Genomic DNA, 21,715 nt, shown 5'->3' with positions numbered 1-21,715 from the left:
GCGAGGGTCGCCGGCGCCGGAAATGTAGTGCTTCTCGCCGTTGATCACCCACTCGTCGCCCTCCAGCACGGCGCTGGTACAGACATTGGTGGCATCGGAAGAGGCGACACCGGGTTCGGTCATGGCGTAGGCGGAGCGGATCTCACCGTTCAGCAGCGGTTCCAGCCACTGCTTTTTCTGGGCGTCGCTGCCGTACTTGTGCAGGACCTCCATGTTGCCGGTGTCGGGCGCGGCGCAGTTGAACACCTCGGCGGCAATATGGGACTTGCCCATCTCTTCCGCCAGGTAGGCGTATTCCACCGTGGTGAGGCCGGAGCCGTGCTCGCCATCGGTCAGGAAAAAGTTCCACAGCCCCGCTGCCTTCGCCTTGCCCTTCAGGGTCTCCATGATCTCCGTCTGGCGGTCAGTGAACTGCCAGCGGTCGCCGACGCCGATCTCGGCTAGATACTCCTCTTCAACCGGCGCGATTTCCGCGGCCATGAATGCCTTTACCTGCGCCAGCAGGGGCTGCAATCTGTCACTGACTCCAATATCCATGAGGTACTCGCTTCTTCGGTGAAAATGAGTGGGTGACGGCCAGAGCTAGGACCCGGCCCCCTGGCCTAGCTTGGCCGCGTATTCCGCCTTCAGCTGACGCTTGAAAATCTTGCCCGAGGCGATGCGCGGCAACAGCTCGCGCTGCAGCCAGATGTGGGCCGGCACCTTGAAGGCCGCCAGGTGTTCACGCAGGTAGTCTTGCAGCTCCGCGGCCGCCAGTTCCTGCCCCTCGCACAGCACCACCGCCGCGCCCACCGCCTCGCCCAGGCGTTCATCTGGCAGGCCGAATACCGCCGCCTCCAGCACCGCGGGGTGCCTGTGGATGGCGGCCTCCACCTCGATACAGCTGATGTTCTCGCCGCCGCGGATAATGATGTCCTTGATCCGGTCGACGATATAGAGAAACCCCTGCTGGTCCAGGTAGGCGACATCACCGGTATGGAACCAGCCATCGATAAAGGCCTCGCGGGTGGCTTCGGGCTTGTTCCAGTAGCCGCGGCAGTTGGCGATGGACTTGATGCACAGCTCGCCGCGCTCGCCAGCCGGCAAGTTGTTGCCGGCGCTGTCGATGATCTTGAACTCGGTGACCGCGGGGACCACGCGCCCGGTGCTGGCGGGATTGGCGACATAGGCGGCGCCGGCGTTGACGGCACCGATGGCGTTGGTCTCGGTGAGACCGTAACCGATCCCCGGTACCGAGCGTTTGAAGGTCGAGGCTATCTTGCCGACCTGATCCGGGGGCCGTGCCGCGCCACCGGAGAAAATATCCACCAGCGAGGAGATGTCGCGCTCCGTATCCCGGGCCGCCGCCTGCAGTTCCGCCGACATGGTGGGCACGCCGTTGAACCAGGTAATGCGCTCGGCCTCGATCAAACGCAGGGCCTCCTGCACATCCCACTTGTGCATGATAACCAGCTTGCGCCCGATCAGCAGCGACAGCAGGAACGCCGAGTGGCTGGCAGTGCAGTGGAACAGGGGAATGGTGAGCAAGCCGGCAGGCGGCAGGCTCGGAGCGGCAGTATCGCCGGCGAGCGCCTTGGTCGCCGTGCCCAGCAGCATCCAGCTCCACAGGGCTGCCAGGATGGCCCGGTGCGTGGACACCGCGCCCTTGGGGTGCCCGGTGGAGCCGGACGTATACATGATGGTGGCGTCATCCTCCGGGCCTACCGCGACCGCGGGCATTGGCGACCCGGCAAACTCGGCCTGCAGCGCCCAGAAGTCTGCCGTGTGCAACGGCAGGTGGCTGACCTCGCCCACCGAGATGATGCGCAGCTGACGATGCCCGGCGATGGGGGCCAGCCGTGCGGCGCGCTCCGGATCCGCGACCACGATCCTGCTGCCGCTGTCCTCGATGCCGTAGTCCAGTTCCTCGGTGGTCCACCAGGCATTCATTGGCACCGCCACCGCGCCGATGGAGACAATGGCGATGAACGCCATCATCCACTCCGGGTTGTTGCGGCTGGCGATGGCCACCCGGTCCCCCGGGCCCACGCCAAACTTGCGCTGCAGGGCGGCACCCAGGGCGGCGCTGTGAGCCAGGGTTGCGGCAAAACTGTAGCGCTGGTCGCGGTAGGCGACAAAATCCCGCTCGCCGTGGTTCTGCATCAGCGCGCAGTAGGCGCCGAGATTGGCCGGCATGGTGACATAGCTGAGAAAGTCCACGCCGTTGACAACCACCTTCTCCAGCGCAAAAGGCTGGCCATCGGCGGTGAGAGCGGCCACTGTGGCCGCGTATTGTTCCAGTGCCGGATCCATGGGGATTATTATTGCTCCGTCTTCTGGACCGCTAGAATCCGCTGAGGCGGGCGAAGCGGTCCAGATGGTAGTTATAGTCACCGAAACAGTGCTGGGCAACCCGCGCTCGCTTGATAAAGAAGCCGATCTCGTATTCGTCGGTCATGCCGATGCCGCCGTGCATCTGGATGCCCTCGTTGGTCGCGCGCTGGGCGACCTCGCAGAGCTTGGCCTTGGCTGCGCTGGCCAGCTTCGGCAGCTCGGGATCGTCGGCGTCTATCGCCTGCAGTGCCTGCAGGACGATGGAGCGAGCCAATTCCAGCTCCGCAAACAGCTCCGCCGCCCGGTGCTGCAGGCCCTGGAAAGTACCGATTACTTTGCCGAACTGCTTGCGCTCCTTGAGATAGGCTACCGTGCGCTCGAACGCCTCGGTGGCCACGCCCAGCAGCTCCGCTGCCAGGCCAATATTGGCGATATCCAGGGTACGGCCGAGGCCTGCCCAGGCCCGCCCCGGCTCGCCCATGACCGCATCGGCCGGCACCTGCACGCCATCGAAATGCAGCGCACCGACTCCGCGGGAATCCACCAGGCTGCGCCGTTCGACCGTGAGGCCCGCCGCATCCGCCGGCACCAGGAAGGCGGTCAGGCCCTCGGTGTCACCCGCGCTGCCCGAGGTGCGGGCAATGACGACGAAACGGTCCGCCGCCAGCGCGTCGAGGACCAGGGTCTTGTCGCCGGTCAGGGTGTAGCCGTCGGCGGCGGGAACCGCGGCCATGGCGGTCTGCTCCGGCGCATGCTGTACGCCCTCCTGCAGCGCCAGGGACACCAGCAATTCGCCGGCGGCGAGGGCGGGCAGCAGGGTCCGCTTCTGGGCCTCCGTGCCCAGCGCGTGGACCGCAGTCGCACCCACCAGGACCGAAGACTGCAGCGGGGTGGGGCTCAGGTGGCGCCCGGCCTGTTCCAGCACCAGGCCGAGGCCGGTGTAGCCGTAGCCAAGTCCATCGTAGGCTTCGGGAATGGCGATCCCCGGCCAGCCCATGGCCGCGATTTCCTGCCACACCTCGCGGGAAAAGCCCAGCTCGTCACCCGCATCGCGCAAGGCGCGCAGCTGCGCCACGCCGGCCCTGTCCGCCAGCAGGCCGGCGGCGGATTCCCTGAGCATCACCTGCTCTTCAGTCAGTACCAGTGCCATCTTGTCAGTCCTCTCTCGCGCTCAGTCCGGCAGGCCCAGGACCCGCTTGGCGATAATGTTCAGCTGCACCTCGGAGGTGCCGCCCTCGATGGAGTTGCCCTTGGAGCGCAGCCAGTCGCGGCTGGTGGCACCCCCGTGATAGACCTCGCCGTCCCAGCCCAGGGCAGCCTCGCCACCGATCGCCAGGTTGAGCTCATTGCGGCGCTTGTTCAGCTCGGTACCGTAGTACTTGAAGATCGACGATGCTGCGCCCAGGCCCTGCCCCGCCTTCGCTTCATCTCCGACCCGGCTCATGGTGGCGGCAAAGGCGAGGGCATCGAGCTGGTACTGGGCGATGGTGTGACGCAGGATCCCGTTGCCGAGGCGCCCGCTGGCGTCCGCGCCCAGGGTCTCGAGCGCGGCCTCCCCCGGCGATTTCTTCGGCGCTGCACCGAAGCTGGAGATCATTTCCCGCTCGTGGGTGAGCAGGTATTTGGCGATGGCCCAGCCCTTGCCTTCCTCGCCCACCCGGTTGCGCTTCCAGGCTTTTACGTTGTCAAAGAAGGTCTCGCAAAACGGCGAGGAGCCGCTGATCAGGCGAATCGGGCGGGTGCTGACTCCGGGGCTCGCCATGTCAAACAGCACAAAGCTGATGCCCTCGTGCTTGCTGCCGCTGTTGTCAGTGCGCACCAGGCAGAATATCCAGTCCGCCTTGTCGGCGTAGGAAGTCCAGACTTTCTGGCCGTTGATGATGTAGTGGTCGCCGTGATCCTCGGCGCGGGTCTGCAGACTGGCCAGGTCGGAGCCGGCATTGGGCTCGGAATAGCCCTGGCACCAGCGGATTTCGCCGCGGCAGATGGGAGGCAGGTGCTCGAGCTTCTGTTCCTCGCTGCCAAACTGCAGCAGGGCCGGGCCGAGCATGGAGATGCCGAAGCTCTCCAGCGGGCGACGGGCGTTGATCCGCGCCATCTCCTGCTGCAGCACCTTGCACTGTTCCTTGTCCAGGCCGCCACCGCCGTACTCCCGGGGCCAGTGCGGCACAGTCCAGCCGCGGGCGGCCATGCGCTCGCACCACAGCTGCTGGTCGGGGTGCTTGATTTCGGGGTCGCGTCCGCCGGTGTACAGGTCCTCGAAACTGCGGATTGGCTCACGCATGGCCGGCGGGCAGTTGTCTTCCAGCCACGCACGGGTTTCAGCGCGGAATTGTTCCAGATTGCTCACGGGATCACCTCTTCGGGGCCGGGCGGCCGCCGTCCAGTTCACTGCGGGGACCGGAGGCCCCGCAAACCGGATTTGAACATACAGTATGTTTTGCTAGCTTTCAAGAATGCCCGGGGTGACCCGCATAGTGTCAACGCATGCTACAGCGCCGCCCGCGGCATCTGCACCTGCGAGGTCGTGATACCGCCATTGACCCCGTAGATCTCGCCGGTCACGTAGTCCGCCGCCGGCGAGGCGAGGTACAGCGCGCAGGCGGCGATGTCCTCGGCGGCCCCGAGGCGGGCCAGCGGGGTTCTGGCCAGCATGGTCTGCTCCAGCTCCTCGTTCATGAAGTTGGCCAGCGCCGAGGTCAGGATGGCGCCGACGCCAATGGCGTTGACCCGCACCCGCGGCGCAAAATCCTGGGCCAGCTCCCGGGTAAGCCAGGACAGGGCCGCCTTGCCGGTCCCGTAGGCGGCGAAGCCCGGCTGCGGATGAATGCCGGCGGTGGAAGAGATATTGACGATGGCGCCCTTGCCCGCGGTGGCCACCATCTGCGGCACGCTCAAGCGGGAAAGCGAAAACGCCGTGGTGACGTTGAAGTGAAAGCAGGCGTCGAAATCCTCGTCCGTGGTCTCCAGCGCCGGCTTGGGACCCCAGCCGCCGGCGTTGTTGACCAGGATATCGAGGCGCCCGAACTCGGCGACAGCCTGCGCCACCAGATCCTTGCGTTGCCCGGCTTCCATAACGTCGCAGGTGATCACCAGGGCGCGCTGCCCGCGGGCGCGTACCTGCTCCGCGGTTTCCTCCAGCTCGCTGCGGGTGCGCGCGGAAATCACCACATCGGCGCCCGCATCGGCGTAGGCAATGGCGGTCGCCGCGCCAATGCCGCGACCCGCACCGGTGATGATGGCGACCTGCCCGTCGAGACGGAAACGGTCGAGAATACTGGCCATGGGATGCTCCTGTCAGTGGGTCAAGAAAAGGTTGGCGATCAGTCCACCGCCGCGGCGGGGATGGTGTTCAGCCGCGGGTCGTTGGGCGGGTTGTGCACGCACCAGGTTCCCGCCGGGTGGTAGATGTAGGCAACGCAGGCGTTGCAGTTGTCACAGCCCGATTCAGTCAGTTCGCCGCTGCGGAATTTGTTCACCAGGGCCGCATCGTGGATCAGCGCCCGGGCCAGGACCACACACTCGAAGCCTTCCGCCATCGCCTGCTCGGCATTGGCGAGGCTCTTGGTGCCGCCGAGGTAGGCGAGTGGCAGATCGACCGCGGCGCGTATTTTCCGCGAATAGTCGAGGAAATACATTTCCCTGAAATCGATCTTCGGTTCGCTGGAGGCCGCCGCCTTCATCATCAGCGCCGTCACCCACTCGCCCTGTTGCTTCAGCACCCGGCTGATGGTTTCGCGGTTCATGTTGCTGCCGAACATAAACCAGGTGGACTCCACGTTGCGGCCACCGGACAGTACCAGCATATCGGCCCCCGCGGCCTGCAGGGCCCGGGCGGTGACGATGGCATCCTCGACCGTGGCGCCGCGACGAACGCCGTCGGCGACGTTGACCTTGGCCAGCACCGCCAGATCCTGGCCCACCGCCTGCTTGACCGCCGCCAACACCCGGGCCGGGAAACGCACCCGATTCTCGGCGCTGCCACCGTACTCATCCTCGCGGCGGTTGCTGAGCGGGGAAATAAACTGGTTGAGCAGATAGCCGTGGCCCATGTGCAGCTCCACCGCATCGAAGCCGGCCTCACGGGCCAGCTCGGCCGCGGCGACAAACTCCGCCACCACCTGCGCCATGTCCGCCTCGGTCATCGCCCGCTGGAAGAAATTGCCCTTCAGCGCGCCCGCGGGATTGAACCCGGCCGAGGAGCTGATGGTGCGGCCGGGCGCTTTCATCCCGGTGACGAAGGAGCCGCCGTGGGTGATCTGGGCGGAGATGGCCGCACCCTCGTCGTGCACGGCCTGGGTCAGCACCCGCAGGTCGGGCAGCACCTCGGGGCGCATCCAGATCTGGTTGGGCAGCGTGCGCCCGACCTTCGCCACCGCAATGTAGGCCACCGTGGTCATCCCCACCCCACCGGCCGCCAGGTCCCGGTGGTGCTTGACCAGTGCTTTGGTGGGCTTGCCGTCCAGGCACATCGCCTCATTGGCACCGGATTTGATAAACCGGTTGCGCAGGGTCAAGGGGCCCAGAGTGACCGGATCGAAGGGAGAAATTGCTGCTGTCATGGGGCAACCACGCTGTGGGGAAAGTACAGACTGCGGATGGTACCCCCCTGCTTCCGCCATCGCGATGGCCGGCGCTATCGCAGCGGTCATCGGTTCAAATTGGCAGGCAGCGAGGGATCAGCCGACCCCGGGCAAGTACCAGAACAGTACCGCGCTGCAGAGCACCGCCAGGGCCCAGCCGGCCCAGCGGGCGGTGGCCACCGTACCCGGTTGCAGCTGCCGCCACAGCAGCCAGGCGTAGCGGGCAACCAGGACCAGGGTAGCGAGAGTGGCGGCCTGCAGCAGCAGGGGCAGCTGGGACCCCAGGGGCAGGCCCGGCAGCGCCAGCAGGGTGTCCTTCATCACCCCCTTGGCCAGGGCGCCACTGGTAAACGGCAGCCCCAGCAGGGACACTACTGGCAGGGCGAGGAGCAACCACAGCAGCAAGCGCAATACCCGACTGGCGGGTAGCACCAGGCCCACGGCCAGGAACAGGCAACCCTTGGCCAGGCCGTGGTGCAAGGCAAACAGGGCGATCAGCGGCACCAGTAACGGGGCGTGGCCGGGCGCCGCCAGCGCCGCACCCACCAGCACCGCCATCAGCCCCATCTGACTGATGCTGGACCAGGCCAGCACGGTTTTCGGATCCCGCTGCAGCGCTCCGGGCAACACGGCGCCCAGGGAGCCGACAAAGCCCAGCACCATCAGGAACTGCCCCCAGGGCGCCCAGCCCGACTCACCGATGGGCAGCGTCAGCAGCCAACCCAGCAGGCCGGCCTTGATCATTGCCCCGCTCAGCACCGCGCTCGCGGGGGTCGGCGCCACCGGGTGCGCCAGCGGCAACCAGAAGTGCAGCAGGGGCAAACCGGCCTTGACCCCGAAACCGGCCAGGAACAGGGCCGCGATGAGCCAGCCATCGGTGCCGGTGGTTGTTATGGCGGCGGCCACATCGGCCAGCAGCAGGCTGTCTGCCGCGCGAAACGCCAGCAGGAACCCCGCCAGCAGCGCCATTTCACCGATGAGTGCCATGACCAGGTAGACCCGCCCGGCAAAGCACGCGCGGTCGCTGCCCTCATGCACCACCAGGCCGTAGCCGGCGAAGGTCATCACGGTAAAGAACATGTAGAAACTGGCCATGTCCCCGGCCAGTACCAGGCCGAGATTGCCGGCCAGGGTAAAGCCCCAGAAAACGCAGAAGCGGCGCAGCTGTTCCGCGCCCAGGTAACCGGCCGCGTACAGTCCTGCGGTACTCCACAGCAATGCGGTCAGCAGCAGGAAACTGCGCCGCAGCTCGTCCAGCATCCAGGTGCTGCCGAGGACCAGCCAGGGCAGTTCCAGGGTCCACGGCGAAGCGGAGAGCAGCGCCAGGACCAGCGCCGGCAGGGGCAGCAGCGGCAGGAGCGCACGCAGGGCGCCACGCCAGACACCGCGCAGCGCCAGTAGCGGATACAACAAGGGCAGCAGCACACTGGCCGCAATCAGTGCAGTCGACGGCAAACTGTTCACGGCAGGTACATCCGCACCGCGATCAGCTGTGCCCAGGACAGGGGGCTGACAACCGTTGGCGCCAGCAGGCCGACCAGCACCAGCATCAGCATGGTGACCAATGGCGGCCAGAACAACCAGGCATTGGTTTCCAGCCGCCCCCAGCGCCGCTCCTCCGGCCAGGGTGCGGCAACCGGGAGAAACCACAGCCGGTAGACAATGGGCAGGAAGTAGGCGGCATTGAGCAGGCTGCTGAGCAGCAGGATCAGGACGGCCCACTCCATTTGCGCGGCCAGCGCGCCGGCGCCCAGGGTCCACTTGGTGACAAATCCGGCCAGCGGCGGCACTCCGATCATGCCCAGCGCCGCTGCGGTAAAGGCAATCGAGGTCGCGGGCATTCGCGCCCCGGCGCCGTCCAGCTCGTCCACCCGGTGCACCCCCAGGGTCTCGGCATAGTTCCCGGCGCAGAAAAACAGCGTGATCTTCATGATGCCCTGGTGCAGCAGGTGAACCAGGCCGCCCACCGTCCCCAGCGGCCCGAACAGGGTCACCCCGAGGATGATGTAGGACACCTGGCTGATGGTGGAAAAGGCCAGCCGGCGCTTGAGGTCGATCTGTGACAGCGCCCGCACCGAGCCGTAGAGAATGGTAAACGCCGCCAGCCAGGCCAGGGGTTCCAGCAGCCCCTGGCGGTAGGCGAAGTCGATGCCAAAGATGTCGTAGATCACCCGCACAATGCCAAAGGCCCCGGCCTTCACCACGGCCACCGCGTGCAACAGGGCGCTGACCGGGGCAGGGGCCACCATGGCCTGGGGCAGCCAGCCGTGCAGCGGGAACATGCCTGCCTTTACCCCCAGGCCGGCGATCAGGAGGACAAAAATCAGCGTCAGTTGGCCGTGCAGGGACGGGTCCACCCCCTGGAAATGGCCTGTTTCCCGGAATGCCAGATCCCCGGCCAGGCCGTGCAGCCAGACAATGCCCAGCAGCAACACCACGCCGCCACCCAGGGTATAGATAATGTAGTTGCGGCCGGCCTGCAGCGCCTTCTCGGTGCCCCGATGCACCACCAGCGGGTAGGTGGACAGGGTGAGCATTTCGTAGAACAGGAAAAAAGTGAACAGGTTCCCGGCCAGGGCAATGCCCATGGTACTGGCCACGCAGAGGCTGAAGAAGCCGAAGAAACGGCTGCGGTTGGGCGAATCCTCCAGGTACCCGACCGCGTAGATCGTGGTCAGCAACCACAGTACCGCCGACAGCCCGGCAAACAGCATCGCCAGGGCATCGGCGCGCAGCATGAAGTTCACCCCGGGCAGCATGGTGAAACTCACGCTGAAATCCACCCCGCGGAACACGCCCCAGGTCATCGCCGCCACGATAGCCAGCTTCAACACCGCGGCCAGCAGGTTGACCAGGGTGCGCAGGCGATGACTGCTTTCGGGCAGGGCGAAGATCACCACCGCCGCCAGCAAGGAGCTCAGCAGGGCGAGTATCGGCAACAGCGCTGTGAGGCTCATGGCTGCACCACCGTCACCCCGGCGGCCACCTCGAAGGGCAGTGCCAGTACCGACAGTACCGGCTCTGCCACCAGGCCCAGCCCCAGTGCCAGCAGGGCCAGAATCATGGGAATCGCTTCCAGCGTCTTCGGTGGATGGTAAAAATCGTCGCTGGCGCTGTCCTCGAGAAAGGAAGCGCGGTAGATACGGAACACATAGGCGGCCGCCAGTACCCCGCCCAGCAGCAATACCGCGATCCACCACCACTGGCCGCTGGCGAGGCTGGCCTGCAGCAGGAGCCACTTGGCGGCAAATCCCCCCGTCGGCGGCATTCCCATCAGCGACACCCCGGCCAGACCGAAAGAGAACAGGGAGAACGGCAGGAAGTGACTCACACCGCCCAGCGCATCCACCCGCTTGCTGCGCACCGACAGGATCAGGTTGCCGGCGGCGAGGAACATCGCGGCCTTGGCCAGGGCATGACTGATGACCTGCAGGGTAATGCCCTGCTGCGCCAGCCGGGAGACTGGCTCCGCCACGGCATAGGTCAGCGGGAACAGCAGGAACAGGTAGCCGATCTGGGCCACCGAGGAATAGGCGACGACCTGCTTCAGGTAGGGCTGACGGAAGGCTCGCCAGCTGCCCCAGAGTACCGCTGCGGCGCCCAGCGCACCCAGGCCCTGAGCCAGCAGCTGTGACCCGAGACGATCCCCAAGCTCCAGCCACAGGCGGGCGGCAATATAGAAAGACGCCTTGACCACCAGGCCGGACAGCAGCGCGCTGACCGGGGATTTGGCAATACCGTGGGCCGGCGGCAGCCAACCGTGCAGGGGGAACAGGGCCGTCTTCAGCGCGAGACCCGCCAACATCAGCAGCAGTGCCAGGGCGGCCGCGGGTTCCGCTGCACCCACCACGTCGGCAATGCCCGTCAGGGACAGCGTGCCAAACTGCCCGTACAGCAACGCCACCCCGAGTAGATAGGCCAGGGAGCCCAGCAGGGCCGCAAACAGGTAACGCAGGGCCGCCCGCAGCGCCGCCGCCTCGCCGCCCAGGGCCACCAGCCCCACCGCCGCCAGGCTGATCAGCTCCAGGCCAACGTAGAGATTGAACAGGTCGGCACCCAGCCAGACGCCATTGAGTCCGGCCCAGAGAAACCAGAACAGGGGCCAGAAATAGCGCTGCCAGGATTTGCTGGGGTCCAGGTAAACCCCGGCGTGCACACCGCAGGCGGTGGCCACGGCGGCTGTCAGCAGGACAAAGCTTACCGCCAGCCCGTCCACCCGCAGGGCGATGCCCAGCGGCGCTTGCCAGCCGGCGAGGGCGTAGAAGAATCCGCCGCCGGTGGCAACGGCGAACCACAGCGACAGGGATACCAGCACCTGGATCAGCATGCCGAGCCAGCTCAGCCAGCGTCCCCGGCGGAAGTCCAGCAGCAGGGACAGGGCCGCCCACGCCAGGGGCGTGAACAGCAGGCCCGCCATCAGCCACTGGCTCAAGACTGCCCGTCCCCTGCGTCCGCCAGCGACGTGCGGCCGGTCAGATGGAAATAGCGCCGGATCAGCACTATTGCCAGCGCAGTGGCGGCGATCGCCACGACAATGCCCGTGAGCACCAGTGCCTGGGGCACCGGATCCGGGCCGCCGCGGTGCTGGGCCAGACCCACCAGCACCAGGAATACGCCGGAACCGAGCAGGTTGAAGGCCAGCAGGCGCCGCAGCAGATGGTCCAGCAGCAGGAACCCGGCGAGCCCGATACCGCACAGGGCGACCCCCGAGAGCGCATAGAGCAGATCGGGACTCACGATTCCCCGCCCTCCTCCGGTTCATGCTCCGCACTGATCGGGGCCGCCACAAACAGGGCGAGCAGGATCATGCCGATCGACAGGGTCAGCACGGTTTCAATAGCGAGAATCAGGCCACCGGCCATACCCGGCGGATAGGCCAGGAAGGCTTTTCCGGCCAGGACACTGGCGATCGCCACCAGCAGGAACACGGCGAAACCCAGCACCAGCCCGAGGCGCAGGAGGACTCCGGGACGGATAAAAGCCATTGGCAGCCCGCCCAGCCGCATCAGCACCCCGGTGGCGGCCAGCACCGCGCCGGCCTGGAACGCGCCACCGGGACGATGGGAGCCGGCCCAGAGCAGGTAGGCCGCCAGCAGCAACATCAGCGGCACAAACCAGCGCTGCAGGGCGTAGAGCAGGACGTCCGAGCTGCGCAGGGCCGGGTCCTCCAGGGACCGGGTACTGGCCAGGGAAATCCCCGACATGCCGGCGATCACCAGGACGCCGATCTCGAGGAGGGTGTCGTAGCTGCGGAAATTGAGCAGGACCGCGGTGGTGGGGTGCTCGACACCACTGCGCCCAAGACTCGCCGCCAGCTGTTGCGGCAGGTCCGACACCACCGCGGATCCGGCCGCCTGCAGCACCGCCAGCGCGAGAACGATGGTCAGAGCCGTACAGGCAGCCACGGTCAACAACACCAGCAGTCTGCGCATCAGCCCTCCTCTCCGGGCGGCTGTTCCCGCAGCCTGCCGCGCTGGAAATGGCTCACCGCGTCCAGCAGCAATACCCCGGTGAGACCGGCGCCGATGGCCGCCTCGGCAAGGGCAATATCCGGTGCCTGCAGGCGCACCCAGGCCAATGCCATCAGCAAGCCAAAGGCCATGAACATCACCACCGCCCGGAACAGGTCGCGGGAAAGCAGCGCAGCGACCGCGGTCACCAGCAGGGACACTATCAGGAGACCGTCAAGCAGCCAGCTCACGGGCCGCTCCCGTCGTCACCGCCTTCCATGGCGCGCAAGGCCCGGCCCACGAGGTGGGCCGCGGTGGCGCTGGCCGCCAGTGCCACCAGCCAGACCAGCAGAATCTTGGCGGCGGTGGCCGGGCCTGCGACAGCGGGTAGCAGTCCCATAGCGATCAAACCGAGACCCAGATTATCCGCCTTGGTCAGGGCGTGGATGCGGGTCAGGGTGTCTGGCAGGCGAAACAGGCCCAGCGTTCCCACCGCGAAAAACAGGCAGCCCATGATCAGCAGCAGGGCTTGCAGCATGAGCAGGGGGCTGTCAGGCATCGTGCTGCTCCCCCGCGCTGTCGGCGCGGGCAATGCGCAGCACCCGGGTGACAAAAGCCACCGTCGCGAGCACTGCCAGCAGCGCCAGCACCAGGGCCACATCGCGCAGCGCCGGTTCTGCCTGGGATTCGGCCAGCACCAACAGCAGGGCGACCCCGGTGGTGCCAAACAGCTGCGAGGCCAGCATGCGATCTGCCGGGGCGGGCCCGAGCCAGATCCGCAGCAGACCCAACAGCAGGAGCAACAACAGGGCCGCGGCGACGGCGTCCAGCAGCATCACGGGGAAAATATCCGGGCAATCCGCTGCTCGGCGCGAGCCACATCCTCGCGCACCGGCAGGGCGGTATCGAGGCAGTGCAGCTCCAGCTCGTTGTCGCGCAGGGTGACGCTCAGGGTCCCGGGCAGCAGTGACAGGGCATTGGCCAGCAGCCAGCGCGGCCTGCCCTCCGCCAGCGAGGTGGTGTAGGTTACATAACCCGGTCTCAGCGGCAGGCGCGGCGACAACAGCCGCCGGGCAACATCCACCCCGGCGACCATCGAACGCAGGATAAAGTAGCCGGCAAATGCCAGGGTAGCGGCCAGCTGTGGACGCGGCGCGCTTGGTGGAAAAAGACGCAGAGACAACAGCGCAACCAGTAGCGCCGCGCCGAGGCCAAAGCCAGCGGCGGCCGGATCACCCTCCGTCAGCGCCCACCACACCACCAGCAGCAGGGCTGTACGGACGGCTGCGCTGCCTGCATAGGCCATATCGGCTCCCTTACCCGGGTTCGGGAAACAATACCGGCACCTCCAGCGCCGGCTCCACCCCGGAACTATACCACTTGCCGGCTCCCCGGCATTCCCTGGCGCCCATCGCCAACAGCTTGCGCCCCTGCCTTTGCCATGCCGGGCCAGCTACTCTATGCTCATCCCCCTGACCGCTGCGAACGGCAAACCTGCAACCATGACTGCCCAGATTTCCCAGGCCGAAGGGGCCCGCCTGCTCAAGCTGGCAACCAATGCGTCGGTGACCGTTGCCGTGATCCTGATCGCGGCCAAGGGGGTTGCCTACTGGCAAACGTCATCCATGAGCATCCTCGCTTCGCTGGTGGACTCGCTGATGGATTCCGGCGCCTCGCTGCTCAACCTGTTCGCAGTGCGCTATGCCCTTGTGCCGGCTGATCGCCAGCATCGTTTCGGTCACGGCAAGGCGGAGTCAATCGCCGCCCTGGCCCAGAGTACATTTATCATCGGCTCCGGCCTGTTCCTGATGTTTGAGGCCGCCAGAAGGCTGGTCGACCCGGCACCGCTGCAGGCCCATGGCCTGGGCCTGGCGGTGATGGTATTCACCATCGCCGCAACAGCCGGGCTGCTGGTGCTACAGGGGCATGTGATCCGGCGCACGAACTCCGCCGCGATCCGCGCGGATGCCCTGCACTACCGCACCGACCTGCTGACCAACTCCGGCGTCATCGTCGCCCTGCTGCTGGCCCAGTACGGCTGGCCGGGCATGGACCCGCTGTTCGCCATTGCCGCGGGCGTGTACATCCTCTGGTCCGCCCGGGGCATCATGCGCGACGCCTTCAACGAGCTGCTTGACCGGGAGTTGCCGGATGAGCAGCGGGCCCGGATCCTCGCCATCGCCGAGGGCCACCCCGAAGTTCGCGGCGTGCACGACCTGCGCACCCGCAGCTCCGGACGGATCGACTTTATCGAAATGCACCTGGAACTGGATGGCGCCATGTCGCTGTTTCGCTCCCACACCATCTCCGACGAAGTGGAGGCCGCCATCATGGCCGCGATACCTGCGGCGGATGTGGTGATTCACCAGGATCCCGCCGGCATTGTGGAGACACAGCAGGACGAGCAGCTGCAGTGAGCCCGGCAATGGCAGCGCAGCATCACCGGGCCTTTGACGGCCCGCGCGGTTCCGGCTACCATCGCGGCCTGACGCGGGTGTAGTTCAATGGCAGAACTTCAGCTTCCCAAGCTGATAGCGTGGGTTCGATTCCCATCACCCGCTCCACTCTTCCGCCCCCTCCTATCCTGCTTCATGTATCCCTCTATACTGAACGTCCTTTGAAAACGAGGTAGCACTATGGACATTGCCTGGTCCGTTTTTACTCCCTGGCACTCCCTCGCGGGAGGCCTGCTGATCGGTCTGGCCGCCAGCCTCCTGCTGCTGGCCAACGGCCAGATCGCCGGGATCAGCGGCATACTCGGCAATCTGCTGCAGCGCACCGGCTTGCAGAACTGGCGCGTCGCCTTTGTCGCCGGGCTGATCCTGGCTCCGCTGTTATTGCTGCCGCTGCTGCCTGCGACCGGCCCGTTCCGGCCATCGGTGCCTGTCGCGGAACCCATGGATATCCTGCGCCTGCTGGCCGGTGGCTTCCTGGTCGGGCTGGGAACACGCATGGCCAACGGCTGCACCAGCGGCCACGGTGTGTGCGGACTGGCGCGATTTTCCCCGCGCTCCCTGGCCGCGGTCCTGACCTTCATGCTGGCGGGCTTTGCCACGGTCTTTATCTGGCGTGAAACCTGGGGGTTGCCGCTGTGAACTCGACACTTTCGTCACTCATCGCCGGCCTGCTGTTCGGCGCCGGCCTGCTCCTGTCGGGCATGGTCAACCCCGCCAAGGTAATCGGCTTTCTCGACATCGCCGGCGCCTGGGACCCGTCCCTGGCGCTGGTGATGGTCAGCGCGATCCTGGTGTCCTGGATCGGCGTGCGACTGTCCCTGCGCAGGGCCAGCGCCACCGACACCGGCGACGACGGCCCACCACACCGCATTGACCCGCCCCTGCTGGTTGGCAGCGCCCTGTTCGGTATTGGCTGGGGTGTCACTGGCTTCTGCCCGGGACCTGCGGTAGCCGCCCTGGGGATGGGTTTCTGGCCCGCCTCAATCGTGGTCATTGGCCTGGTGGCGGGACTGTGGGTCGGCAACCGGCTGCCAGCCTGACCACCCTGGAAGTGGACCCCGTCTACGAACTGTTCCCCGTAGGTCAACGCATTCTGGGCATCCTGACCTACGGTGAGACCGCACTGACCGGCGAGCGGGCCTATGCCGACGAGGAGCTACTGAAAATCATGTTCGCACCACTCGGTGACGAGATGGAGCTTATCGGCGGTGCCTGAGTCACTGCCCTGGTCGCAACTGGAGGATCACTGGATAGACAGCGACGGTGTGCGCCTGCATGCCGTGGCGCTCGGTGAAGGGCCACTGGTGGTTTTCTGTCACGGTTTTCCGGGGCTCTGGTACAGCTGGCGCCACCAGTTACCGATGGTGGCCCAGCTCGGTTTCAGGGCAGTGGCGATCGACCAGCGAGGTTATGGTCAGTCGGACCGCCCCGTGGAAGTGGCGGACTATGACAGCGCGCGCCACTGCGGTGACCTGCTGGCGGTACTGCGCCATTTTGGCGAGGACCGCGCCATATTCGTCGGTCACGATTTCGGCACCGCCCAGGTATGGAATATGGCGGTACGACACCCCGAGGCCTGCGTGGCCATCGTGCCCACCAGTTGTCCCTATGATTTCGATCTCGCCGGACGCGGCTGTGCCGGCAGCCAAACGGCCGCGGGCGATATAACACAGCGGCCTTTTGCGCGGCCGGATCTCGCACCGAGCGCCTGTTTCGCTGCCCTGGCCGAGCACCACTTCTTCCACATGCACTACTTCCAGTCCGTGGGCCCCGCCGAGGCCGAACTCGGTCCCCGGGCCCGGGAGTTTCTCCAGCGCCTCTACTGGGCGCTGAGTGGGAAGGGAAACCTCCTCGGCTGGGACCGCTATCCCGCCGCGGGCACGGGCTACCTGGACGTGCTGGCACCGGCACCGCCACTGCCCTGGTCGTGGATGAGTGACGCCGACTTTGACTACCTGGCGCGGCAGTATCTGCTGGCGGGGGAGGAGCTGGCCTTTATCGGTGGCCTGAACAGCTACCGCGTGGCGGACCGCAACTGGCAGATTGGCCTGCACTGGGCGGACGCCGGGGTAGAGGTGACCACGCTGTTTGTCGCCGGTGCCGAGGACGCGGTGCTGAAGATGATTGGCGACGATGCCCTGGCACTGATGGCGGCGCGGGTATCCGGCCTGAGCCGGATGGAACTGATCCCCGGCGCCGGCCATTTCATGCAAATGGAAAAGCCGCTCGCCTTCAATCGGGTACTGGCGGAGTTCCTGGAGAGCTGCCGGTAGGGTTGAGCCCGGGACTGGTTTCACCGCTGCGCCCGGGCACCCCTCGATTCGGGCGGAGCGGACGAATCTCTCTAAGGTGGCTACCAGTGGCTCCGGGTCGGCAACCGGCTGTCAGCGCGGCGGGACGCCGTACACCCCGCTGAGCGCGGCGTGATCAGACAGCTGACGCCAGGGACCGCTGGCGAGACAGGCGCAGGCGTGGGCCTTGAGCCCGCGGGCATAGATCCGGTCCATCGGCAGGACCGGCAACCACACCGGGAAGGTCCGGGCATGGCGGCCGGTCAATTCGCTGAACAGCTCGCGCACCTCCAGGTCATCCTCGAAATGCTGTGACGCGCGCAGTTTCCAGTCGTTGAAATCCCCGGCGATCAACAGCGGCTCATCGTGGGGCACATGGCTCTCGATGCGTTCGACCAGCGTATCCAGCTGGCGGCTGCGCTCGGCCTGGAACAACCCCATGTGCACGCAGAGCAGGTGCAAGGGCTGCCCTCCCGGCAGCTCGACAATCCCGTGCAGAATACTGCGGCTGGCGAGGCGGTGATTGGAGATATCGATGTTCTCCCAGAAGCGAAAGGGGTACTTGCTGAGGATGGCGTTACCGTGATCGCCTTTGCGGTAAATCGCGTTCTTGCCGTAGGCATAGTGGGGCCACAGGCGGTCGGCAAGGTACTCGAAATGGGGCACATCGGGAAAATCCCCCAACTTTTTCCGGTAGCGCCGGGTCGAGCCGTGAATCTCCTGCAGGAACACCACGTCGGCGTGCTCTTCCTCCAGCAGCTCGCGAATGCGCCCAAGCACGAAGCGCTGGTTTCCCGCGCTGAAACCCTTGTGGATGTTGTAGGTGATAACCTTGATGTCCATGGCGACGCTGTACCGCTCCTGAAAAAACCTCTACGCGCCCCCCGTGCCGGGGCATGCGCCATGGGGCCAGTAAATCGACACCCGGTCAAGCGCCCGGTTCCATGGCAGGGAGGAATTCTGCTAATCTCATCCAGGATTTCCTCCCGGGTGGAGAAGGCAACAGGTGCCAGTTCCCGACCAGCACGATTTCGCCACCAATGACTTTGCCGGTGTCGCGCTGCACCGCAGCCTGGCGCTGCTGCGCGCTCAAGGCCCGGTCATGCCGGCCCGCTTTGGCGGTCGGCCCGCCGTGCTTATAAGCAGCCATCGCGCATTGGCTGAGGCGTTTCGCGACAATGAACGCTTCCCTCCTGCAGAAGCCTACCGGATTACCATTGAACCTGTGCAAGGGGTGACATTCCAGACCATGGAAGGCGAGCAGCACCGCCTGTACCGGCGCCTGGCCACGCCGGCATTCCAGTCCCGCGCGGTGGAAGCCATGGAACAGGAGGGACTGGCGCAAATTGCCCACGAGCTCATTGATCGCCTTGGCACGCAGCGCAGCGCCGACTTCGCCAGTGCCTTCACCCACCGCGTCGCCTTCGCCGTCATCAGCCGGATGCTGGGGATACCCGGCGACAGGGAGGACCAGTTCCGCGACTGGGCGGTTGGATTTCTGGAATTTCCCCGCGATCCCGTTCGCTCCCGCCACTGTGCCGAGCAGATCACGCGCTACCTGCTGCCCATCCTCGCCGAGCGCCGCCGCGAACCCCGCGATGACATCCTCTCCGGCCTGGTGTTGGCGGAAGTCGATGACCGCCAGCTCACCGACGAAGAAATCCTCGCCCATATCCGCCTGCTGTTCAGCGCCGGCGCATCGACCACTACCGATGCACTGGGCAACCTGGTCTACACGCTGCTGGCACAGCCGGAACGCTGGCAGGCAGTGCTCGCCCAGCCCCAATTGCGCGCCAATGCCATTGAAGAATTGCTGCGCTTCGAAACACCCGTCGCGGTGCTGCCGCGGCTGTCCGCCGCACAAGCTGTGGAGTTCCACGGTATGCGCATCCCTGCCTCCACCTTCTGCCTGTTTGCGATAGCCGCGGCCAACCGCGACCCGACCGTATTCACGCAGCCGGATGTGTTCGACATGCACCGGGACAGCAGCAAGAAGCTGCTCAGCTTCGGCCCCGGACCGCGTCTGTGCCCGGGAATGCACCTGGCGCGCAGGCAGCTTGCGGTTGCACTGGACGTCGTACTGGAGCGCCTTCCGGGGCTGTCACTGCGCGACCCGGAGGCCGCAGTACCCCGCGGCGCGATATTGCGCGGACCCGCCACGCTGCCGGTGAGCTGGTAGCCATCCCGGGCGCGGGCGCGAAGGAATCGCCGCCCTAACGCCGCCAGAAAGGCTCAGAAGAAATAATGCAACCGCATGCCCAGGGTTCGCGGACGGAGGGTGTTGATATAATTCACCCCCGAGTTCGCTCCGCCGTTGAGAATGTAGTCATCATTGTTGGTAAGGTTTTCACCGTAAAGGCTCAGCTCCCACTGATCCGTTACCAAACCAATGCTGGCATCGACATTTTCATAAGCCTCGTTTTCCGCCAGGAAGGGGTTGACGTCAAGGCTGCCCGCCTGGTTGGAAAAGCCATTGGGGGACGAGTCGACCAGCTGGGCTGCGAGCCTGGCGTACATCTGCCGGCCGCTGGCCAGAGGCCAGGTATATTGCACCGCAGCGGCCAGGGTGTAATCCATGGAGCCTGGCAGGATATCGCCCTCCAGCACACCGGAGCGGAGACTGTCCGCCGCGCTGATGCTGTCGATCTCGGCGTCCTGCAGCGCCAGGGAAAGGTCGAACACCAGCCCCTCCAGCGGCGTCAACTGCATCTCCACTTCAACCCCGCGGGATATCGCCTCGCCCGCGTTGGCGATGTAGTTGGCAACGTCAGAGAGGCGAATGGCGTCGACCTGGATATCCTCCCATTCAATGTAGTAGGCGGCGACATTCAGGCGCAGGCGCTGGCCCCACAACAGGGTCTTGGCGCCCAGCTCGTAGTTGAGCGTTTCATCGGGCTGGTAAATGTTGGGGATATCCAGCGGGTCCTCGGGATCTACCGGGCTGCGCCCGACGAACGGGTTGGTCTGGCCGATGCGGTAACCCTTGCTGACACTGGCGTAGAAATGCAGGGAATCCGCAGGCTGGTAAGACAGGGACCCTCGCCAGGTGACAATGCCCGAATCCTCGCCTTCATTGCTGAAGGACATCACCGCTGGCAGGAATGTCGCAAAATTCAACACCTCCCGCCGCGGCTCATTGATGCTTACCTCGGTATCGGCAACCCGCACGCCACCGCCCAGGTACCATTGCCCGGTAAGCTGGTAGTTGATATCGGCAAAGACTGCCATTTCTTCCGAGCGAGTGGTGGTACGCGTCACCAGGAAGTTATCGCTGGGCGGCAGGCCCGCGCCGAGTATCGGGTTAAAGAAGTCGGCGAGCCCCACCAGCTGGAAATTGAAGTCTGCCACCGACTCACGCTCAATGTAGAAGGCACCGAGCACCCAGTCCAGGCCTGAATCGGTGTTGGAAACGAGGCGCAATTCCTGGGTCAGGAAGTCGATTTCCCAGGGCGCGTTGCGGGCGTGCAGAGGAAAACCGAGACCGGTGATATCCCCGTAGTCAATACTGACCGCGGTCTCCGATTCCAGATACGACGTTGTCGACACCAGGTCGGCGAAATCCGGAATGACGTATTCCAGGGTCAGGTTGTAGCTGGTGATCGTCGAGGGTCGGCCTTCGTCAAGGGTGGAAGACTTGTTGAATTTCCCCAATTCGGGAGCCCAGCTGTCTCCATCCTCGGGATCGCTGTCCTGGTACAGCACTTCGCCGGTCAGCCTGAAGGCATCGCCCGGCTGCCAACGCAGGGACAGCCTGCCGCCCTTGTCCTCAGTGCTGTTATCGGTTCCCAGCACCAGGTTATCCACCCAGCCGGCCTCATCGCGATAATAGGCCACCGCACGCAACGCCAGGCTGTCGTCCACCAGCGGGATGTTCACCATGGCATCATAACGCTGGCGAAGACCGGCGTCGTCGGTGTTCGCCAGGTCCGCGCGCAGGGATCCATCAAACGCCGACATCTCCGGCTTGTTGGTGATGATTCTCACCGTGCCAGCGAGGGAACCCGAACCGAACAGCGTACCCTGCGGGCCGCGCAGGACCTCGACCCGCTCTACATCATAAAGCCTCAGATCCGGCTGCACCGAGGCGCCGAAAGTATCCGTTACCGGCATGTCGTTGATGTAGACCGCCACAGGGTCCTGGGTGTTGCCGCCGCCAATGTTGGTGGAGAGACCGCGGATATTGAACACGGCGCGGTTTTTTACCGGCTGGTTCAGGGTCACGCCAGGCAGGACGCGGGCTACGCCGGCGAAGTCATCCAGCCCCTGGCGTTCGATGCTGCCTGTGGTCAGGGCCGACACACTGGCCGCCACATCCTGCAGGCTTTGGCTGCGCTTGTTGGCCGTGACCACCACTTCCTCCAACACCGCCGCACTTTGTTCCTGCGCCCAGGCAGTGCATGCACCAAGCTGGACTGCCAGGCCGAGACCCGCGGCAATCGCCGATTGTACGAAGTCCCTGTTGCTGCTGCTGACAGCCCCGTAGATTTTTTGTGTAGTCATCTCACCCGTCCCCGCTGTTTCGAAAATAACGTTTATTCACGTATCAGTCGACACCGAGTCTGGCATTGCGGGCAGTAAGGGTATTTACCAAAAGTCACAAGCTTGTAGCACACCGTCACGTT

23 protein-coding genes and 1 tRNA gene are annotated in these 21,715 nt (G+C 65.5%); 7 read left to right on the top strand and 17 right to left on the bottom strand.

Annotated features, from left to right (window positions below):
• The 15 genes from RJQ10_RS03800 to RJQ10_RS03730 form a co-directional block, all read right to left on the bottom strand.
• Positions 1–537, bottom strand: a 537-nt coding sequence (locus RJQ10_RS03800) for an acyl-CoA dehydrogenase family protein (RefSeq protein WP_350143788.1), incomplete at its 3' end; no start/stop codon positions are given.
• A 45-nt stretch (positions 538–582) separates the two neighbouring features.
• Positions 583–2,292, bottom strand: a complete 1,710-nt coding sequence (locus tag RJQ10_RS03795) for a class I adenylate-forming enzyme family protein (RefSeq protein ID WP_350143786.1) — start codon at positions 2,290–2,292, stop codon at positions 583–585.
• A gap of 31 nt (positions 2,293–2,323) precedes the next feature.
• Positions 2,324–3,463, bottom strand: coding sequence for an acyl-CoA dehydrogenase family protein (locus tag RJQ10_RS03790; protein WP_350143784.1), 1,140 nt, complete (start codon positions 3,461–3,463; stop codon positions 2,324–2,326).
• A gap of 21 nt (positions 3,464–3,484) precedes the next feature.
• On the bottom strand, positions 3,485–4,663 hold the full coding sequence (locus RJQ10_RS03785; protein WP_350143782.1) for an acyl-CoA dehydrogenase family protein: 1,179 nt from the start codon (positions 4,661–4,663) through the stop codon (positions 3,485–3,487).
• Positions 4,664–4,803: 140 nt separating this feature from the next.
• Complete coding sequence (locus RJQ10_RS03780; RefSeq protein WP_350143780.1) at positions 4,804–5,598, bottom strand: SDR family oxidoreductase; 795 nt, start codon at positions 5,596–5,598, stop codon at positions 4,804–4,806.
• Between the two features lie 38 nt (positions 5,599–5,636).
• On the bottom strand, positions 5,637–6,875 hold the full coding sequence (locus RJQ10_RS03775) for an NADH:flavin oxidoreductase (RefSeq protein WP_350143778.1): 1,239 nt from the start codon (positions 6,873–6,875) through the stop codon (positions 5,637–5,639).
• Positions 6,876–6,992: 117 nt separating this feature from the next.
• A complete protein-coding gene (locus RJQ10_RS03770) occupies positions 6,993–8,360 on the bottom strand; it encodes a complex I subunit 5 family protein (protein WP_350143776.1) in 1,368 nt (455 codons plus the stop codon).
• Positions 8,357–9,853 (bottom strand): complex I subunit 5 family protein, encoded by a 1,497-nt coding sequence (locus RJQ10_RS03765; protein ID WP_350143774.1) that lies wholly within the window; start codon positions 9,851–9,853, stop codon positions 8,357–8,359. The genes RJQ10_RS03770 and RJQ10_RS03765 overlap by 4 nt, the downstream gene beginning before the upstream one ends.
• Positions 9,850–11,328, bottom strand: a complete 1,479-nt coding sequence (locus RJQ10_RS03760; RefSeq protein WP_350143772.1) for a complex I subunit 5 family protein — start codon at positions 11,326–11,328, stop codon at positions 9,850–9,852. Before RJQ10_RS03760 ends, RJQ10_RS03765 begins: the two co-directional genes overlap by 4 nt.
• A complete protein-coding gene (locus RJQ10_RS03755; protein WP_350143770.1) occupies positions 11,325–11,633 on the bottom strand; it encodes an NADH-quinone oxidoreductase subunit K in 309 nt (102 codons plus the stop codon). The genes RJQ10_RS03760 and RJQ10_RS03755 overlap by 4 nt, the downstream gene beginning before the upstream one ends.
• Positions 11,630–12,328, bottom strand: coding sequence for a Na(+)/H(+) antiporter subunit B (locus RJQ10_RS03750; protein ID WP_350143768.1), 699 nt, complete (start codon positions 12,326–12,328; stop codon positions 11,630–11,632). Before RJQ10_RS03750 ends, RJQ10_RS03755 begins: the two co-directional genes overlap by 4 nt.
• Positions 12,328–12,597: a Na(+)/H(+) antiporter subunit B gene (locus RJQ10_RS03745; RefSeq protein ID WP_350143766.1), complete on the bottom strand. Its 270-nt coding sequence runs from the start codon at positions 12,595–12,597 to the stop codon at positions 12,328–12,330. Before RJQ10_RS03745 ends, RJQ10_RS03750 begins: the two co-directional genes overlap by 1 nt.
• A complete protein-coding gene (locus tag RJQ10_RS03740; RefSeq protein ID WP_350143764.1) occupies positions 12,594–12,905 on the bottom strand; it encodes a monovalent cation/H(+) antiporter subunit G in 312 nt (103 codons plus the stop codon). Before RJQ10_RS03740 ends, RJQ10_RS03745 begins: the two co-directional genes overlap by 4 nt.
• The gene (locus tag RJQ10_RS03735) at positions 12,898–13,182 is read right to left on the bottom strand and encodes an MrpF/PhaF family protein (protein WP_350143790.1); all 285 of its coding nucleotides are present in this window, start codon (positions 13,180–13,182) and stop codon (positions 12,898–12,900) included. Before RJQ10_RS03735 ends, RJQ10_RS03740 begins: the two co-directional genes overlap by 8 nt.
• Positions 13,182–13,652 (bottom strand): Na+/H+ antiporter subunit E, encoded by a 471-nt coding sequence (locus tag RJQ10_RS03730; protein ID WP_350143762.1) that lies wholly within the window; start codon positions 13,650–13,652, stop codon positions 13,182–13,184. Before RJQ10_RS03730 ends, RJQ10_RS03735 begins: the two co-directional genes overlap by 1 nt.
• 196 nt (positions 13,653–13,848) lie before the next feature.
• Between RJQ10_RS03730 and RJQ10_RS03725 the strand changes: the two genes are divergently transcribed.
• The 6 genes from RJQ10_RS03725 to RJQ10_RS03700 all read left to right on the top strand — a co-directional run bounded on the left by RJQ10_RS03725 (position 13,849) and on the right by RJQ10_RS03700 (position 17,075).
• Entirely contained in the window at positions 13,849–14,763 is a 915-nt protein-coding gene (locus RJQ10_RS03725; RefSeq protein WP_350143760.1) for a cation diffusion facilitator family transporter, read from the top strand.
• A 73-nt stretch (positions 14,764–14,836) separates the two neighbouring features.
• A tRNA-Gly gene (locus tag RJQ10_RS03720) sits at positions 14,837–14,910 on the top strand.
• 72 nt (positions 14,911–14,982) lie between these two features.
• A complete protein-coding gene (locus RJQ10_RS03715; protein WP_350143758.1) occupies positions 14,983–15,441 on the top strand; it encodes a YeeE/YedE family protein in 459 nt (152 codons plus the stop codon).
• Positions 15,438–15,842: a DUF6691 family protein gene (locus RJQ10_RS03710; protein ID WP_350143756.1), complete on the top strand. Its 405-nt coding sequence runs from the start codon at positions 15,438–15,440 to the stop codon at positions 15,840–15,842. The genes RJQ10_RS03715 and RJQ10_RS03710 overlap by 4 nt, the downstream gene beginning before the upstream one ends.
• Complete coding sequence (locus tag RJQ10_RS03705; protein WP_350143755.1) at positions 15,815–16,018, top strand: hypothetical protein; 204 nt, start codon at positions 15,815–15,817, stop codon at positions 16,016–16,018. The genes RJQ10_RS03710 and RJQ10_RS03705 overlap by 28 nt, the downstream gene beginning before the upstream one ends.
• Positions 16,011–17,075 carry an alpha/beta fold hydrolase gene (locus tag RJQ10_RS03700; protein ID WP_350143753.1) on the top strand — a complete coding sequence of 355 codons (1,065 nt, stop codon included), beginning with the start codon at positions 16,011–16,013 and terminating at the stop codon, positions 17,073–17,075. The genes RJQ10_RS03705 and RJQ10_RS03700 overlap by 8 nt, the downstream gene beginning before the upstream one ends.
• Positions 17,076–17,186: 111 nt before the next feature.
• Here the strand turns inward: RJQ10_RS03700 and RJQ10_RS03695 are convergent, their stop codons facing one another.
• Complete coding sequence (locus tag RJQ10_RS03695) at positions 17,187–17,936, bottom strand: endonuclease/exonuclease/phosphatase family protein (RefSeq protein WP_350143751.1); 750 nt, start codon at positions 17,934–17,936, stop codon at positions 17,187–17,189.
• A 163-nt stretch (positions 17,937–18,099) separates the two neighbouring features.
• Between RJQ10_RS03695 and RJQ10_RS03690 the strand changes: the two genes are divergently transcribed.
• The gene (locus RJQ10_RS03690) at positions 18,100–19,272 is read left to right on the top strand and encodes a cytochrome P450 (RefSeq protein WP_350143749.1); all 1,173 of its coding nucleotides are present in this window, start codon (positions 18,100–18,102) and stop codon (positions 19,270–19,272) included.
• Between the two features lie 53 nt (positions 19,273–19,325).
• On the opposite strand, the gene RJQ10_RS03685 is transcribed toward RJQ10_RS03690, so the two are convergent.
• Positions 19,326–21,593, bottom strand: coding sequence for a TonB-dependent receptor (locus RJQ10_RS03685; protein WP_350143747.1), 2,268 nt, complete (start codon positions 21,591–21,593; stop codon positions 19,326–19,328).
• Between the last annotated feature and the right edge of the window lie 122 nt (positions 21,594–21,715).

It is taken from the genome of Haliea sp., assembly GCF_040222615.1.
Taxonomy (GTDB): Bacteria; Pseudomonadota; Gammaproteobacteria; order Pseudomonadales; family Halieaceae; genus Haliea.
The sequence above is the reverse complement of the archived record's forward strand: the minus strand, read 5'-3'. Positions and strand labels throughout refer to the sequence as shown.

Coding starts and splice junctions, on each gene's coding strand:
- RJQ10_RS03795 (WP_350143786.1), bottom strand. CDS start 2,292: ATGGATCCGGCACTGGAACAATACGCGGCCACAGTGGCCGCTCTCACC.
- RJQ10_RS03790 (WP_350143784.1), bottom strand. CDS start 3,463: ATGGCACTGGTACTGACTGAAGAGCAGGTGATGCTCAGGGAATCCGCC.
- RJQ10_RS03765 (WP_350143774.1), bottom strand. CDS start 9,853: ATGAGCCTCACAGCGCTGTTGCCGATACTCGCCCTGCTGAGCTCCTTG.
- RJQ10_RS03735 (WP_350143790.1), bottom strand. CDS start 13,182: ATGCTGCTGGACGCCGTCGCCGCGGCCCTGTTGTTGCTCCTGCTGTTG.
- RJQ10_RS03685 (WP_350143747.1), bottom strand. CDS start 21,593: ATGACTACACAAAAAATCTACGGGGCTGTCAGCAGCAGCAACAGGGAC.
- RJQ10_RS03730 (WP_350143762.1), bottom strand. CDS start 13,652: ATGGCCTATGCAGGCAGCGCAGCCGTCCGTACAGCCCTGCTGCTGGTG.
- RJQ10_RS03750 (WP_350143768.1), bottom strand. CDS start 12,328: ATGCGCAGACTGCTGGTGTTGTTGACCGTGGCTGCCTGTACGGCTCTG.
- RJQ10_RS03775 (WP_350143778.1), bottom strand. CDS start 6,875: ATGACAGCAGCAATTTCTCCCTTCGATCCGGTCACTCTGGGCCCCTTG.
- RJQ10_RS03725 (WP_350143760.1), top strand. CDS start 13,849: ATGACTGCCCAGATTTCCCAGGCCGAAGGGGCCCGCCTGCTCAAGCTG.
- RJQ10_RS03740 (WP_350143764.1), bottom strand. CDS start 12,905: ATGCCTGACAGCCCCCTGCTCATGCTGCAAGCCCTGCTGCTGATCATG.
- RJQ10_RS03780 (WP_350143780.1), bottom strand. CDS start 5,598: ATGGCCAGTATTCTCGACCGTTTCCGTCTCGACGGGCAGGTCGCCATC.
- RJQ10_RS03715 (WP_350143758.1), top strand. CDS start 14,983: ATGGACATTGCCTGGTCCGTTTTTACTCCCTGGCACTCCCTCGCGGGA.
- RJQ10_RS03695 (WP_350143751.1), bottom strand. CDS start 17,936: ATGGACATCAAGGTTATCACCTACAACATCCACAAGGGTTTCAGCGCG.